A 14424-nucleotide genomic window follows, 5' to 3' on the forward strand; every position below is an offset into this window, starting at 1 on the left:
CCTCGGCGTTATTTCCAGCTCAGAGTGAACGTGTCTTCGTCTTCAGTGAGGTGACCAGACATGGTGATCAGGTTGACTTGCAGTTCCTGCAGGTCATATTCCCTGCCGATCTGGTCCTCAATTGTTTCCCGACGAATCACCAGCTCATCCGGCGCGTCGATCTTCACCATGGCCGGTTCCTGGTGCACGGTTGCTGAAGGGTTATCCAGTTCGATGGCTTCGATAACCGGGCGTGTTTCTTCGTTGGTCTGAAAGGCAATAAAAACGGTGGACATGATCTCTCCTTAAAGCGGAATGCCGGTTTTGACGATGCGTGCGCGGAAGGCATCCAGTTCTTCGGACACCAGCTCATCGACTCGCTCATCCACCACAGAATTCACAATGGGAAGCAGTGCGGAAACCGCCCGATCGCTCCAGTGGTTGATCCAGTCAGCCAGAACCTGCGCATTCTCGGGAGACTCAGCGGCAGCAACCTTCAACACTCCGGTGGTCCACTTTTTCGATTCGGTAAACCAGTTGGTCATGAACTGCGTCAACATGGCCACCGCCTGTCCACCCTGCGAGGCGAGGTAGGTGTCTACCAGACGCTCATAGACAATGGGGTAAAGCAGGCCGTCCAGCACTACGTTCTGCAGTACAAACACTTCAAAGGGATCTCGGATAACCATGCTGTCTTCAACGTAACGACGCAGCGACTGCCAGGCAGGATCGTTGATCCAGATGTCCTTGCCTTTTCCCAGTGCGTCGGTACCGCCAAGCAGCAGACCGATACGGGAGAGGTACTGGGAGATGCCCAGGTTATCCATGGCGTGGTACATGCAAGGCTGGGTGAAGACCACCCCAAAGCCGTAACCGCACACCAGTGTGTTGTTCTGGTTTGCACCCCAGGCTGCATGGCGCAGCGGCACCAGAAGGCTCAGCGCAGTTTCTTTGAGCTCATCGGCGAGCATGTCCTGCAGGCCACGGGCCTCGACGAAGGCAAAATTGGCCTCCATGTTTTCCTGCTGGCGGGAACGGGCAAGCGTGTAGGTGCTGTAGTAGAACTGCCGGGGATCCTTCAGGTCGTACCAGTCTTTCATCCGGATGCGTGACAGGTTGGGATCATAAAGCTCCTGATCCGGATCCCAGGTCGGGCGGTAATGAAGGTTCTCCGCCGCCTGGATATCGTAGCTGCCTTCCTGGTAGCGGGATGCGGGCTTGTCCCCGAACCGGCGAGCCAGATGGTCAAAGGTTTTTCTGACCGGCTCGATACTTACTGTTCTCAGGTCAATCTGCATTTATTGTTGTCCTCTGCTGTTGTTATTACTTGAGATTCTTGAAAGTAATCAGTAATTACCTGAAACGTTTGCCAGTGGCATCACGAAGGTTCCAGGCGAAATCCGCCATTCGATCTTCCGGACCTGCATCCTCTGCAGGCCCCATGGTCTGCACCTGGTTCATTTCACAGAATTCCTCAAAGGCGGGACGCGAAAGAATCATTTCCACGAAAAGCTCGGGCTCGCCAACGGCGAAGTCGAACTCCACAAATCCGTCCGCGCGCTCCCCGGTAATCCGGACAAAGCGACGCTCGGTATCCAACTGGGCAGTGGGAATGTCTGCCGGGTAACTGGCTTCTGTCATTTGCTTCACCTCAACCGCTGGCCCCAGGGCCAGAACTTGTGGTGACATCAATTGCCCTGGTGTGCAGGGCGGGGGGATTTTGATGCCATCTTGTTTTTGTTTATTCATGTCGGCGCCAGCTGCTGACACCGACCATGACAATCAGAAATTGATCATCATCAACCTTGTACTAAGCACCCGGCGTGCCAACTACTCAACCAACTGTTTTAAATGGCTTTTCAACACACATCTGCAAATAAGCTCCCGTAACGCCTTACATTTTCGAACGTCATCCAGGACCGCCTTACAAATTTGAACACCCGGACTTATCAGGTGTCGTCGCTTTGTGTGACATCGAGAATGGGAAAAGGAAGAGGGGGGGGACTCCCCCGATTCAATATCGTTCGGGCATGGGCTTGCTCAAGAGCTCGCTGAGGGCGGCTCTTGATACGGATTTGAAAATATCCACAGAGAAGCAGAATTGCGGGGGATTTAGTGGGGTACCAGTGAAATGAAACTTGCATGACACGTCGGGAAGCTGTGCCCTCCCGACCTGCCACTCAACGTCAGGAGTTTATCTTTCCCGGGATTTCTCGACGCTGTTTTTTAATCTATAGGCCAGTTGCCGTCTGGAGACTCCCAGCAACTTCGCCGCATGGGTTAGATTGCCTCCGGCTTTCTTAACTGCCATATCCATCAGCATCAGTTCGTGTCGGCCAAGATCAAAGCTGCCTTCCAGAAGTTTTTCGGCCATACGCACCTCCTGTTCCGACGCCTGACTACTGACGATTCCTTCCTTGCCAACTTCCACCCCTCCCTGGGTCTCCAGCCCTGAAATGAAAACGTGATCCAACTCGATAAATCCTCCGTCAGGCGCAAGTAACACACCTCTTTCAATCACATTTTCAAGTTCACGAACATTGCCAGGCCAGTCGTATTCCAGAAGGCCGTGGGCTGCTTTTTCGGACAAGCCTCTGATCTTCTTGGAATAGACCGGAGCGTATTTGGCTATCATGGCGTCAACCAGCAAGGGAATGTCCGATTTTCGGTCCCTTAATGGAGGAATATGAACGGGATAGGTTGAGAGACGGTAATAGAGATCGGAACGGAATTTTCCCGAGGCAATGGCGTCCTGAAGGTTAACGTTGGTTGCAGCGACCAGCCGGACATTGACCTTGATGGTCTTGTCATCACCCAATCGTTCCACTTCGCCGGTCTGGATAACCCGCAATAATTTCACCTGGGCTGAAGGTGACAGATCGCCAATCTCATCAAGAAACAAGGTGCCACCATCAGCGCGCTCGAATCTGCCACGACGAGACTCCTCCGCTCCCGTGAATGCTCCCTTTCGAACGCCAAACAGCTCCGACTCAATCAGGTCATGGGGAATAGCAGAACAGTTGACCGCGATAAAAGGCTGTTCTGCCCGACTACTGTGCTTGTGGAGCCAATGGGCGAAAACTTCCTTACCGACACCGGTTTCCCCAAGTAAAAGGACGTTTATGGGGCTGTCTGCGGCACGCTCGAGAAGATTGAAAGCGCTCCTGAATGCCTGGGACTCACCAACCAGGTCGCCTCTGCCACGTTGAAGCCCCAGGCTTTCACGCAGAGAGGATACTTCTTCTTTGAGTTCCCGAATCTCGAGATCGATATTGTCCGGCTTGAACAGTTTGACGTATTCCTGGTCGTCCAATTCTTCGGCTGGCTTGCCGACAATCGAACATTTGTCATCACCGCAACACAGGCATAGCTCTTCCCGAAAAACGACAAACCGGTTGAAAAACCGTGTTACGTATCCCGAGGCATAGCCAGCGAGAGTCCAGCATGCGGCTTCCGTCCCGATTCCGAACAGCTGAATGTGGGATTCCGCCTCCCATGAGCCCTGCCAATCCACGGTTCCGAAAAAGGTGCCTTTATCCCAGTCGATGTCAGCCTCGGTAATCGTCGCCTTAACCAGACCCTCAAAGGCATGCAATTGCGGGCCAACCCGGAATACATCAAAAGGCTCACCGGTGCCCGTGAGCTTCCTGGCCAATTCCGCATCCCGTTGCCCGGATTCGAAGCCCATTCTCAACAACAGGCCTTTCGCCCGCTTCAAACCCAATGACTGGATCAGCTCCTTTCGCAAAGCACCCAGGGCAGATGCATGCAGCAGCAGCATCCGGTTCTCATCCAGCCAGATATTACCTTCTTCAATGTTGAAGCGAAGATGGGACCGCAGATTGAACTGCTCCATGAGTTTTTGCGCAGACATGGTCTCCCCAAGGCCGTGAGAATCAATCCTCGCCCAGCGTCCTCGTCTGAGTATTATTCTGGCGGGATCTACTCCTGTTTTTGTAATAAAGGGGCCAATCTCCTTCAGGCCCCTTGAGTAAAATCAATGTATACCGATGGTTTCAGCTTGTCACCGCTTTCATTCTAGGAACCAGAAGGAAGCGGGCAAGCGCTGGCAGCAGAATGAGCGCACCCAGCATGTTCCAGATGAACATGAATGCCAGCAGGAATCCCATGTCCGCCTGGAACTTGATCGGCGAGAAGCCCCAGGTCATGACCGCGACGCCTAGAGTAACCCCTGTCAGAATCACTACTTTTCCGGTAAACAGCAGGGCCCCATAGTAGGCATCCGAAAGAGACTCACCAGCTTTGAGTCTTGCCAGGGTAACCGAGAGGATATAGAGCGCATAGTCGACACCAATGCCCACACCAAGGGCAATGACAGGAAGCGTGGCCACTTTTATACCTATATCCATCCATACCATGAGGGCCTGGCACAGTGCCGAAGTTATCATCAGCGGAACGACTGCACAGACAACCGCACGCCATGACCGAAAGGTCACAAGAGCCAGCAGGATAACCGCTGTGTAGACCAACAGAAGCATCTGGAAATTGGCTTTTTCGACCACTATGTTCGTGGCAGCTTCAATCCCCGCATTACCTGCAGCATTCAGGAACTGGATCTTGTCGGTGCTGTATTTCTGCGAGAACTCCTGGGTGACATCGACCACGCTATTCAGGGTGTCGGCCTTGTGATCCTTGAGGTAAGCGAACACCGTCAAAAGATCACATTCCTGATTGAACATCTCCCGGGGAGCTCGGGTAACAATTGCATTCAGCATTCCCTGGGAGTTTGGAATACCCCACCACTTCATACTGCCTTCGTTCATCCCGACGTTGGCAACCTTTGCGAGGCCGGCCAGCGATTGTGTCGACTCAACGCCCGGCAGCTGTTTCAGTCTCCGTTCAAGAGCATCGACCACCTTAAGTGTTTCGTAATGAGCACATGCGTACTGCTCTGTTTTAACCATTACCACGTAGACATCGCTGCTCGCGGCATAGTTGGTCACCATGAATTTATTATCAAGGTTGTACTGTGAATTGGCGCGGAGCTCCGGCGCACCAATGCCAGTGTCGCCAATTTTCACGTTGCTTCCCACGAACAGCCCCACGCCACCAAGAAGCGCAAACACCAGTATGGTAATGCCGGCAACCTTTCGTTCTGTAAACCGGTCCAGAAGCGCCCACACAGGGTGCTTGGCATGGTCTTTATCATTCTGGTTAGCGATGTCTGCCTGAACACTGCGAGCAGCTGCTTTCGCGTTTACGCCAGTGTATGAGAGCAGAATCGGCAACAGAATAAGGTTGGTAAATATCAGCGCAGCAACGCCTATACTGGCGGTCACCGCAAGATCCTGGATAACCGGAATATCAATGACCATCAATACCGCAAAGCCAACAGCATCAGAAACCAGTGCAGTTAACCCTGCAACGAAAAGGCGCCTGAAGGTGTGCCGCGCTGCTACCAAACGGTGAGTCCCCCGTCCGATATCTTGCATGATGCCATTCATTTTTTGGGCACCATGACTCATCCCGATTGCAAAAACCAGAAACGGAACCAGTATCGAATAGGGGTCGAGCCCAAAATCCAGAATGCTCAGCAAGCCGAGCAGCCACAGGACGGCCACCATGGAACAAGCAACAACCAACAGGGTGCTGCGCAGGCATCGGGTATAGAAGAAAAGGACCAGTGTGCAGATAGCAATCGTCAATGCCAGAAAAAGCAGTACCTGCTGCATACCACTGATGAGATCACCAGTCACTTTGGCAAAACCGGTAATGTGAATATTTACACCATCGGCTTCATAGTTGTCTCGCAGTATCTCAAGCTGCTGACCTAACTCGTGATAGTCGATTTTTTCGCCGGTAACACTATTGGTTTCCTGCAAGGGCACGAAAATCACTGTGGAACGATAGTCCTCGGCGACCAGTTGCCCTATTTCCCCTGAGCGTTCAACGTTCTCGCGCACCTGGTCTATGCTCTCTCCCGAACCGTCATAATCAGAGGGAATGACCGGACCACCGTCGAGCCCTACTTCCGTCACACCGGACCAACGAACCGCTGGCGCCCACAGATGCTTCATGTAGGGCCGATCAACACCCGGCAAGAGGAATACTTGCTCGCTAAGCTCTCGTAAGGTTTCCAGGTACTCCTGATCAAAAATGGTGCCTTCCCTTGCTTCAACCGCGATACGCAGAGAGTTCTCGATACCAGCCAGCTCACTGCGATTCTCGAGATAGTTCACGATGAAAGGATGATTCGTTGGAATCATCTTCTGAAAGGCTGCATCCATGGTGAGATTCCGGGCCTGGAAGCTCAGAAACAGTGTAATCACCAGGCACAACAGAACGACAACCATGCGGTTGTTGAACAACATTCTCTCAACGACATTTCCGGAGCGGGTATCAAAATCCTCAAGTCGGCGAATGATGTCGGGATTCGGCTTGTCGACGCTCATATTCATTTGATTATTTGAACTCCGTGCTATCAAGTTCCAGACGCTTTGGTCCTCTGGCAGTTGACATAACCAACTGCCCTCCCGGGCTTACAATCAGGTCGGTAATCGCCGCGTCTGAGGCTTGAGCGAGCTCGCGTACTTGTTCACTATCGCCTGACTTAAGGAACAAACGACCTGTCACATCCCCGAGAACAATGCCCACTGGTGTCAGAACTCCAGCACTGAACGAGGCCTGGGAGCCTGTCGGAATCTGTGTCCAGCTATCCCCAGCGCCTGCCCACACGTTCCCCCGCAATCCGAATAAAACGAACTGGTCTGAACCCGACGCAACACCACCAAAGAACGTGCCCTGATAGTCAATAGGCGATGATTCAAATACGCCGGACTCCTCCGCTGAACGCGAAACCAGTCCACGCTCGCCGACGATGAGACCATCGTGCGAATCAGCAGGTATATATTGATAGAGATGATAGGAATTCGGATTGCCCGTAATTGAAAAAGCGGAATCCCATGTCTGACCAGCATCCCGGCTATGGAGGGCAATACCATAGGCGCCGAGAAGCCATCCTTCGCCATTTTCTGAAAAATGCACATCCAGAACAGGCTCGTCCCCGGTCAGGTAGCTGGCGTTCCGCTTGAGCACATCGGCCATATCTTCACTTTCGGGCAAAGACTCGACGGCCGTCTTAATTGTCGCCACAATCTCCTGACCGGTCATCACCTTTACCCATTGTTCACCTGCGGTTTCCGTTCGCAGTACAACGCCCGAATGACCAACGGCCCAGCCTTCTGTCGGCGAGATGAACTCAACATCCGTCAGCGTTACACTCACCGGAACACCGGAAGCCTGGGACCAGCTCTGGCCATCATCATCGGACAACAAAACGATGCCCTGTTCTCCAACAGACACCAGCCGATTTCCTGCTCTGGCCACTGCCAACTGAACAGAGTGGTTGGCGTCATCAACACGCATCGCAGGCAATTCTGTCAGGTCAGGCAAAACCTCACTGATCTCCTGCGCGCACAACCCCAGGGGAGCATGCATCAACAGCAGGCCCGACAGCATTAACGCCCCATGCGCCACGAATCCAGAAGCCGTCTTTTTCATCTTTACGTCACCCGGTATTAAGCATTTCATTTGCCAAAACCCGATGCAGGCACCCAGCCAGGGGTGCCTGCGGCCAAGGATCATCGCATGGCTTCGGCAGCGACAGCGTCGCCCGTAAAGTAGGTTTCTGGTTTGGTCGGCACGACCTCCAGGTACTCTTCCTGCAGCGCCTGAATGATGCTCAAAGTATTGGCCTGGAGGTTAAACACCAGCGTTGTCTTGAGCATGGTTGCCGGAACGGTTGGAACAACAAAGGGCGTGGTCATGGACGCTCGCCAGAGGTTCCCCTCCGAGTCGTAGCCGTCAACGAGGGCGATCAGCCATGTATCCTCATCAAGGAAGTAGGTCCTCTTGGGAACCGCATGTCGCATGCCATCACGCACGTTCGCCTCAATTTCCCAGACACGATGACGCTCCCACCTGACTTCTTCAGGGTTGGCGTGATACTCGAGGTAGGCATCATCCAGACTCGCGCCAATGAAACCATTGTTGTTGTAGGGAATGAGCATCTCCCGCTTACCTACCAGCTTCCAGTCAAATCTATCCAGCGAACCAAAGAAGCCTTGGACTTCATCAAAGTAGTTTGCGCCTGAAGCCACAAAATCCGGCGTATCGTAGGATACGGTTGGCGCCTGCCGGACACGTCGCTGGCCGAGCAGGTACTGCCATGCCTGCCTGGACTTGTCCTGATCTATGCTATCCCTGATAACGAGAGATTCACCCGCCTTGAATGGAGGTGCCAGAGTATTGAACCGGAACATGGCGTACTCGCCGCTCCAACTGTCCGGTGTTACACCCTCATAGAACTGGGGATACTGGAAGGCAATTTCGTTACGTGTCGCCAGTGTGTGAGAGCCATCCGAGTTGCCGACGATGTTTCTGAAGGTATATTCAATGGAAGGCGCCTCGGTCCTCAGGAGGAAGTTCCACATCACTTCGACGCCCGATTGTGGAATGGGGAAAGGTGTTCCCCCCGCACATCCTTGCAGCGAATAACCTCCGTCAGCCGTCTCACAGCGAGTCGCGTTTGCCAAGGCATTGTCATAGACCGACTGGGGATGTGCGCCCGTCCGGTGCGTGGGATATACATTCAGGTAGAACGTGTCCGGATATTTATTCAATAAGGCTTTAACCCCTTCCGACAACAAATCCCCATACTCGGACATGTTGGACCTGGTCACCTTGTAGAGGGGTTTTTCGTCTTCGAAAATCTGGGCAGGAATATCCCCCATGTGTTTACCGGGAAGCGGATCCACAATGCCGCCCGTCCATTCAGGAATGGTTCCATCCGCATTTCCGGAGCGCTCTGCACCAACCGGGGTCAGCTCATTTTTCAGACTCTCAGCCTTTTCTGCAGAGACAGCCGAATATGCATCTGTCGCTCCCAAAGCCAGAACAGAGGCGATGACTGCTACGATATTATTTTTTTTCATGACAAACTCCTCGTTACACCTGCGTGTAACCGACCATCAGAATGTGCGTTGAATAGAGAGGGAAACGAAATCCCGGTCACCGTGAAAGTTCTCATAGGAAAGTTCCGGCACGGCGGTGTCGTATTTGATGATTGAACCAGCCGCTCCGTAGTAATGGGTGTAGCTGAGCCCGGCCTGCCAGGTTCTCTGGTAATCAGCAGTAATCCCAAGACTCACGTTCCCGCCATGCTCTGAGGGGAACAGAGCTCCATTGACAGAAGAACGGCCATCAACTCCATAACTGGCGCCAATCGGGGTTTTCAGATCCAGTCCCGGAGCAACCTGGAAATACTCAGGCGTGAAAAGAAACTGGACAGCTGTGGCATCACGGGTGGCGCTGGGATCCAGTTGGTCACCGTTCTCTGAAATACTCAGGCGTCGGTTGAATGCCATCTCAGCCAACAGGGAAGCGCCATCCCAAAGCGCACTTTCGTTAAAAACGTTGATCATCGAGAGGTTGGCGTGGAATGTTCTACCAACGGGATAGGCCGCATTGTCCCCGTTATCTGCAGTAGTATTTCCTGGCAAGATCACAGTGTTGCCGGAAGCAACCAGTGGCATGTCATCACGGAATGAAATCTCGGCTGCCACATTCGCTTCGCCAATCAGCGTGCTCACACTGGCCCCCACCATCTTGATGTCCTCGGCATAAGTGAGGACGTAGTCGCCGATGCTACCCGCCTGAACGTTCACGCCCGGGCGAACATAAAACTGAGGCATCTTGTCGTGGTACTGGGCTGCATAAAGTCCAAAATCATAATCGCTGGCTTTGAACTTGAGCTGGGCTCCAAACTGGCCACTGTCACTGGCTTTTTGGTCACTGCCACGAAACACTGATTGGCCCGGGCCAAGAATGATTGTCTCGCCACCTTCGTCAGCAAAGTCGGCAAAACTGAAATAGCTCCCAGAGGCCGGCAACTGGGTTTTACGCCACTCGAATTGGTAGTAAGCACCCAAAGAAACCTTGGGGCTAAGTTGAAGCTGAGCAGAAAACTGATTGATCGGACGCAGAATTTCCTGAAAACGGGAATTGGGAACGGACAGCGCTTTCACGAGATCCAGGGATGTCTGACCAGCAGCCACCCCGTTGGATCCGAAGAAAAGACTTTCACCATAGAGCTGCGTGAAGCGACCCGCTTTCATATTCAGGCTCTTTTGGCCCAGGTATATGTTGCCGAAAGCGAACGCATCCAGAAGCTCTGCATCCCGGCCATGAAGCTTCTCGGTTTCATCGGTAAACTCATCGGTATCGACAGATCTCGGGTTGTACAACGCCCCACCCAAGGCTCCGGGATTATCGTGCTCAGTGTTGTAGACAGAGTCATACCAGGCAGCACCACTCAACCGGAAGCCGTAACGACGCTTGTAATTGAAGTTGAACTCCGAGAGGAGATCGACGCGGTTTGAAATCAGACCTTTGTCAAAGTTCAGGTCGCCATCGTTGGTGTTTGCCTGGACACCAATGGAATTATCAGCGACTTCCGGATCCTGATCTTCGACACGCCAGGCTGCGCTGTACTTGAGCGTGTTGTTCCAGCTCATCCGTATGTCACGATTGCCACTGTCAATCGTCATGGCATTAGCGCCGCCACTTAGTGCCATTCCGGCCAGGATCGTTGAAAGGATGGGAGTGCATCGTTTCAGCACTGAATGCTTTTGATTGTGGGTTTTGTTGTTCTCGGCCATCTTGTTCTCCTCAAGTAAGGGAGTCTTTGTTTTTTTGGTGAGGCAACTTCAGAAATCCGCCTCTGAGTAAACGTTAAGCGTCGCTATGATTACCTTCCAATACTATCTCGTGGCCATCCTGATACCTTTTTGGTATTGATATGGTTAAAGCCTCTCTTTGCATCAGGTCGATAATCTCCACTCGTCAAAAGACCATCGCGACCCCGTGAAGGCTCAACTGAGGTTGGATAAAGGATTTACCTGGCCCGAAATCCATTGCAGACACTCGCTTTAGCGTTTATTGGCGCTTTCGGTTTTCAATTTCCGATTTTCGCAGGTCACTGGCAAATCGGCCGCCAATACACCAGTCCTCAGGTTCAACACGGATACAATGCCCACGTACCAATTCAACCTCCACTTCCAGGACTCGCCCGATCAGTTCGCTGAATTCCTGCGCGATCTTCTGCCGTTGTTCAAGCGAGCGGCCCTCGAGCACGATGAACTCGAAGAACACAGAACGTGGACCCGGCACCTGTCCCATGGTCGCCACGTCAGTATCAGCATGAGATACATAAAACGCCCGAACCCTGTCCATGGGGCACTCAAGAACACCGGCGTATTTTTCCGAAGCCTCGCTCAGAAACTTCCTGACGACCTGATCCGGATGGCGAGGGCCCGAAACATGAAACTTGACGACTGGCATAGGAGTTCTCCCTAAGGCAAACCGCGACGACGTCCGGAATCGAGCATTAGCGTGGCCCCCGTCATGGCTCCAGCCTCCTCATCCAGCAGGAGTGAAACCGCCCAGGCTACCTGCTCAGGCGTCGTAAATTGGGAAATCGATGATTCCGACAACATCTCATCCAGCACTTGCTGGACCGACACGCCACCCTGCTGCGCCCGGGCAATTGCAACATTTCGCAAACGCTCCGTCTCCGCGGGCCCAGGGGCAACAACATGTGCTGTAATTCCCCGGGCGCCATATCCCAGGCTGAGCTGACGAACGACATTGACCAGAGCTGCATTCGCCACTCCGGCAGAAGCGGCATAAGCGGTCGGCTCCAGACCGTAATGACCACCAATGGCGATAATTCTTGAGTTTTTTGTCATGTACTTTTCCGTCGCGCGAACCACCCGCAGCAGACCACCAACCTTGATGTTGACGGCCTCATTCAGGATATCGATATCCGCATCCAGTATGCCGCCGGCAACACCAACACCCGGTCCATGCACAACAGCCCTCACCCGCCCCCTGACCGCCCGGGAGATATATTCAATCGATTCTTTCGATGCCACATCAGCGCAACAGGTACGAAGACCCGGCAATTCATCCTGAAGAGTTCCAAGAGCGGACTCGCTTCGGGCAACAGCCAGGACGTCCAGCCCCCGATCCAGCAATTTCGAAACGATCACTCGACCGAAGGCCCCTGTAGCCCCAATAACAACGGCGGTCTCGGCGGACGTTTCACGTTCCGGACCTCCTGCATAACCCACCACATTTACCTCACTCATTATCGCCTTGCTCTCGCTTATTGCCGGGGAGATGTGAACACGGTGTCGAGGGAGACACGACTGCCCTGTTTGACTTGAGTCTAGAAACCCAAAAAGATACCGTCTAATACCGTTACAGAAAGCAATCCATACCTTTTTTGCATGACCACAAAGGTGTTCAAACCATGGACCTGAGAAAGCTCCGCTATTTTTTGACGGTGGCCGAGGAACGGAATCTTGGGCGTGCAGCCGCTTTGCTGCACATATCGCAGCCGCCTTTGACTCGGCAAATCCACCAGCTTGAGCAGGAACTTGGTGTGCAACTGTTCAACCGCACACCAAAGGGAATGGAGCTTACGGAAGCAGGGACATTACTGGCACAGGAAGCGCGGAATATTTTCTCGCTGGTACAGCAGGCATCAGAGAAAACCCAGAGAGCCAGCCAGGGCAGGCTTGGCCGCCTGGATGTGGCTGTATTCGGCTCAGGGGTTCTGGACACCATTCCCCGGGTTTTGCGCCGCTTTAAAGAAGACTATCCCGAGGTGAAAGTGGTTCTGCACACGATGGAAAAAGAAGAACAGATTCAGGCTCTGAGGCAGCACAGAATCACGGTGGGCTTTAACAGAATGCTCAAACCCCTCCCCGACATCACAACTGAACTGGTCAACAGGGAAAGGTTGTTACTGGCGGTGAACGAAAACAGCCCCCTCGCAACCCGGTCCGTCATCAAGCTTCGGGAACTGGCCGACTACCCCATGGTCCTGTTCTCATCAAGCGCACGCCCCAATTTTGTCGATAAGGTGATGTCACTCTGCTATGCGGCAGGTTTCACACCTGAAATCACTCAGGAAGTCGGTGATGTGGTTACTGGAGTCTCGCTTGTAGCCAGCGATTTTGGTGTCTGTCTGGTTTCAGAATCGGCGGCGTCGCTCTCATTACCCGGAGTCGTCTACAGAGAAATCTCGGATCTACCGGCAAGTGCAGCCATTGACCTCTCATGCATCTTCAGGGCGGATGATAATTCGATGCTTCTGAAATCCTTCCTTGGAACTCTAAGAAACTTCAAGAGTGAGGAGCTTCTCGAAGACGAGGCACGATGATCAGGCCGCACCGAAAGATGCGGCCTGATCAGCTTTAATGGCTATCAGAAATGAATCACCGACCGAATGCTCTTACCCTCGTGCATCAGGTCAAACGCCTTGTTGATGTCTTCCAGCTTCATCTCGTGGGTGATGAACACATCCAGCGGAATCTCACCCTTCTCGGCCTTTTCCACGTAGCCCGGCAGCTCGGTACGGCCCTTCACGCCACCGAAGGCGGAACCGCGCCAGACCCGGCCGGTGACCAGCTGGAACGGACGGGTGCTGATTTCCTCTCCGGCACCGGCCACGCCGATGATGGTGGATTCGCCCCAGCCCTTGTGGCAGGCCTCGAGCGCGGCACGCATCAGCTTGACGTTGCCCACACACTCGAAGGTGTAGTCGGCACCGCCGTCGGTCATCTCGATGATCACTTCCTGGATTGGCTTGTCGTAGTCGTTAGGGTTGACCACGTCGGTGGCACCCAGCTGTTTGGCGATGTCGAACTTGCCCGGGTTGATGTCGACACCGATGATGCGGCCGGCCTTCGCCATCTTGGCACCAATGATCGCCGCCAAACCAATGCCACCGAGACCGAAGATGGCCACCGTCGCGCCTTCTTCAACCTTGGCAGTGTTCAGCACCGCACCGATACCGGTGGTGACGCCACAACCGAGCAGGCAGACCTTGTCCAGCGGGGCTTCCTTGGGGATCTTGGCCAGGGAGATTTCCGGCAGAACGGTGTACTCGGAGAAGGTGGAGCAGCCCATGTAGTGGTACAGCGGCTGGCCCTTGTAGGAGAAGCGGGAGGTGCCATCCGGCATCACGCCCTTGCCCTGGGTCTCGCGCACGGCGCCACACAGGTTGGTCTTGCCGGAGGTGCAGAATTTGCACTTGCCGCACTCGGCGGTGTAGAGCGGAATGACGTGATCACCGACCTGAAGGTCTTTTACGCCGGGGCCAACCGCCTCGACAATACCGCCGCCCTCGTGACCCAGAATGGTCGGGAACAGGCCCTCGGGGTCGGCTCCGGACAGGGTGTAGGCGTCTGTGTGGCAAACGCCGGTGGCCACGATGCGTACCAGAACCTCGCCCTCTTTTGGCGGTTCCACGTCCACTTCGACAATTTCAAGCGGCTTGTTGGCTTCAAAAGCCACCGCAGCGCGGGATTTGATCATATCTGGGCTCCTTGTTCCGGTTGAGATCAACTTACTTTA

At 53.7% G+C, this 14424-nt stretch carries 12 protein-coding genes; 1 reads left to right on the plus strand and 11 read right to left on the minus strand.

The window, feature by feature from the left end; translation table 11 throughout:
• Positions 1 to 8: 8 nt before the first annotated feature.
• The 10 genes from BM254_RS01520 to BM254_RS01565 all read right to left on the minus strand — a co-directional run bounded on the left by BM254_RS01520 (position 9) and on the right by BM254_RS01565 (position 12149).
• The gene (locus tag BM254_RS01520; protein ID WP_091997858.1) at positions 9 to 275 is read right to left on the minus strand and encodes an MmoB/DmpM family protein; all 267 of its coding nucleotides are present in this window, start codon (positions 273 to 275) and stop codon (positions 9 to 11) included.
• Between the two features lie 9 nt (positions 276 to 284).
• Positions 285 to 1277 (minus strand): aromatic/alkene monooxygenase hydroxylase subunit beta, encoded by a 993-nt coding sequence (locus BM254_RS01525; protein WP_091997860.1) that lies wholly within the window; start codon positions 1275 to 1277, stop codon positions 285 to 287.
• Positions 1278 to 1332: 55 nt separating this feature from the next.
• On the minus strand, positions 1333 to 1620 hold the full coding sequence (locus tag BM254_RS01530) for a phenol hydroxylase subunit (protein ID WP_091997862.1): 288 nt from the start codon (positions 1618 to 1620) through the stop codon (positions 1333 to 1335).
• Positions 1621 to 2173: 553 nt separating this feature from the next.
• On the minus strand, positions 2174 to 3853 hold the full coding sequence (locus BM254_RS01535) for a sigma-54-dependent Fis family transcriptional regulator (RefSeq protein WP_091997864.1): 1680 nt from the start codon (positions 3851 to 3853) through the stop codon (positions 2174 to 2176).
• A 142-nt stretch (positions 3854 to 3995) separates the two neighbouring features.
• A complete protein-coding gene (locus BM254_RS01540) occupies positions 3996 to 6398 on the minus strand; it encodes an efflux RND transporter permease subunit (RefSeq protein ID WP_091997866.1) in 2403 nt (800 codons plus the stop codon).
• A 4-nt stretch (positions 6399 to 6402) separates the two neighbouring features.
• Positions 6403 to 7500, minus strand: coding sequence for a YCF48-related protein (locus BM254_RS01545; RefSeq protein WP_175497182.1), 1098 nt, complete (start codon positions 7498 to 7500; stop codon positions 6403 to 6405).
• Between the two features lie 80 nt (positions 7501 to 7580).
• On the minus strand, positions 7581 to 8933 hold the full coding sequence (locus BM254_RS01550) for a DUF1329 domain-containing protein (protein ID WP_091997870.1): 1353 nt from the start codon (positions 8931 to 8933) through the stop codon (positions 7581 to 7583).
• Between the two features lie 36 nt (positions 8934 to 8969).
• Positions 8970 to 10658: a DUF1302 domain-containing protein gene (locus tag BM254_RS01555; RefSeq protein ID WP_175497183.1), complete on the minus strand. Its 1689-nt coding sequence runs from the start codon at positions 10656 to 10658 to the stop codon at positions 8970 to 8972.
• A 277-nt stretch (positions 10659 to 10935) separates the two neighbouring features.
• On the minus strand, positions 10936 to 11340 hold the full coding sequence (locus tag BM254_RS01560; RefSeq protein WP_091997872.1) for a tautomerase family protein: 405 nt from the start codon (positions 11338 to 11340) through the stop codon (positions 10936 to 10938).
• An 11-nt stretch (positions 11341 to 11351) separates the two neighbouring features.
• Positions 11352 to 12149 (minus strand): SDR family NAD(P)-dependent oxidoreductase, encoded by a 798-nt coding sequence (locus tag BM254_RS01565; RefSeq protein WP_091997873.1) that lies wholly within the window; start codon positions 12147 to 12149, stop codon positions 11352 to 11354.
• A 164-nt stretch (positions 12150 to 12313) separates the two neighbouring features.
• Here BM254_RS01565 and BM254_RS01570 point away from each other — a divergent pair, with 164 nt between their 5' ends.
• A complete protein-coding gene (locus BM254_RS01570; RefSeq protein ID WP_091997875.1) occupies positions 12314 to 13228 on the plus strand; it encodes a LysR family transcriptional regulator in 915 nt (304 codons plus the stop codon).
• Between the two features lie 44 nt (positions 13229 to 13272).
• Here the strand turns inward: BM254_RS01570 and BM254_RS01575 are convergent, their stop codons facing one another.
• Complete coding sequence (locus BM254_RS01575; RefSeq protein WP_091997877.1) at positions 13273 to 14385, minus strand: S-(hydroxymethyl)glutathione dehydrogenase/class III alcohol dehydrogenase; 1113 nt, start codon at positions 14383 to 14385, stop codon at positions 13273 to 13275.
• Positions 14386 to 14424: the final 39 nt, after the last annotated feature.

The organism is Marinobacter pelagius, assembly GCF_900114925.1.
Lineage (GTDB): Bacteria > Pseudomonadota > Gammaproteobacteria > Pseudomonadales > Oleiphilaceae > Marinobacter > Marinobacter pelagius.

Coding starts and splice junctions, on each gene's coding strand:
- BM254_RS01520 (WP_091997858.1), bottom strand. CDS start 275: ATGTCCACCGTTTTTATTGCCTTTCAGACCAACGAAGAAACACGCCCG.
- BM254_RS01525 (WP_091997860.1), bottom strand. CDS start 1,277: ATGCAGATTGACCTGAGAACAGTAAGTATCGAGCCGGTCAGAAAAACC.
- BM254_RS01530 (WP_091997862.1), bottom strand. CDS start 1,620: ATGACAGAAGCCAGTTACCCGGCAGACATTCCCACTGCCCAGTTGGAT.
- BM254_RS01535 (WP_091997864.1), bottom strand. CDS start 3,853: ATGTCTGCGCAAAAACTCATGGAGCAGTTCAATCTGCGGTCCCATCTT.
- BM254_RS01540 (WP_091997866.1), bottom strand. CDS start 6,398: ATGAATATGAGCGTCGACAAGCCGAATCCCGACATCATTCGCCGACTT.
- BM254_RS01545 (WP_175497182.1), bottom strand. CDS start 7,500: ATGAAAAAGACGGCTTCTGGATTCGTGGCGCATGGGGCGTTAATGCTG.
- BM254_RS01550 (WP_091997870.1), bottom strand. CDS start 8,933: ATGAAAAAAAATAATATCGTAGCAGTCATCGCCTCTGTTCTGGCTTTG.
- BM254_RS01555 (WP_175497183.1), bottom strand. CDS start 10,658: ATGGCCGAGAACAACAAAACCCACAATCAAAAGCATTCAGTGCTGAAA.
- BM254_RS01560 (WP_091997872.1), bottom strand. CDS start 11,340: ATGCCAGTCGTCAAGTTTCATGTTTCGGGCCCTCGCCATCCGGATCAG.
- BM254_RS01565 (WP_091997873.1), bottom strand. CDS start 12,149: ATGAGTGAGGTAAATGTGGTGGGTTATGCAGGAGGTCCGGAACGTGAA.
- BM254_RS01570 (WP_091997875.1), top strand. CDS start 12,314: ATGGACCTGAGAAAGCTCCGCTATTTTTTGACGGTGGCCGAGGAACGG.
- BM254_RS01575 (WP_091997877.1), bottom strand. CDS start 14,385: ATGATCAAATCCCGCGCTGCGGTGGCTTTTGAAGCCAACAAGCCGCTT.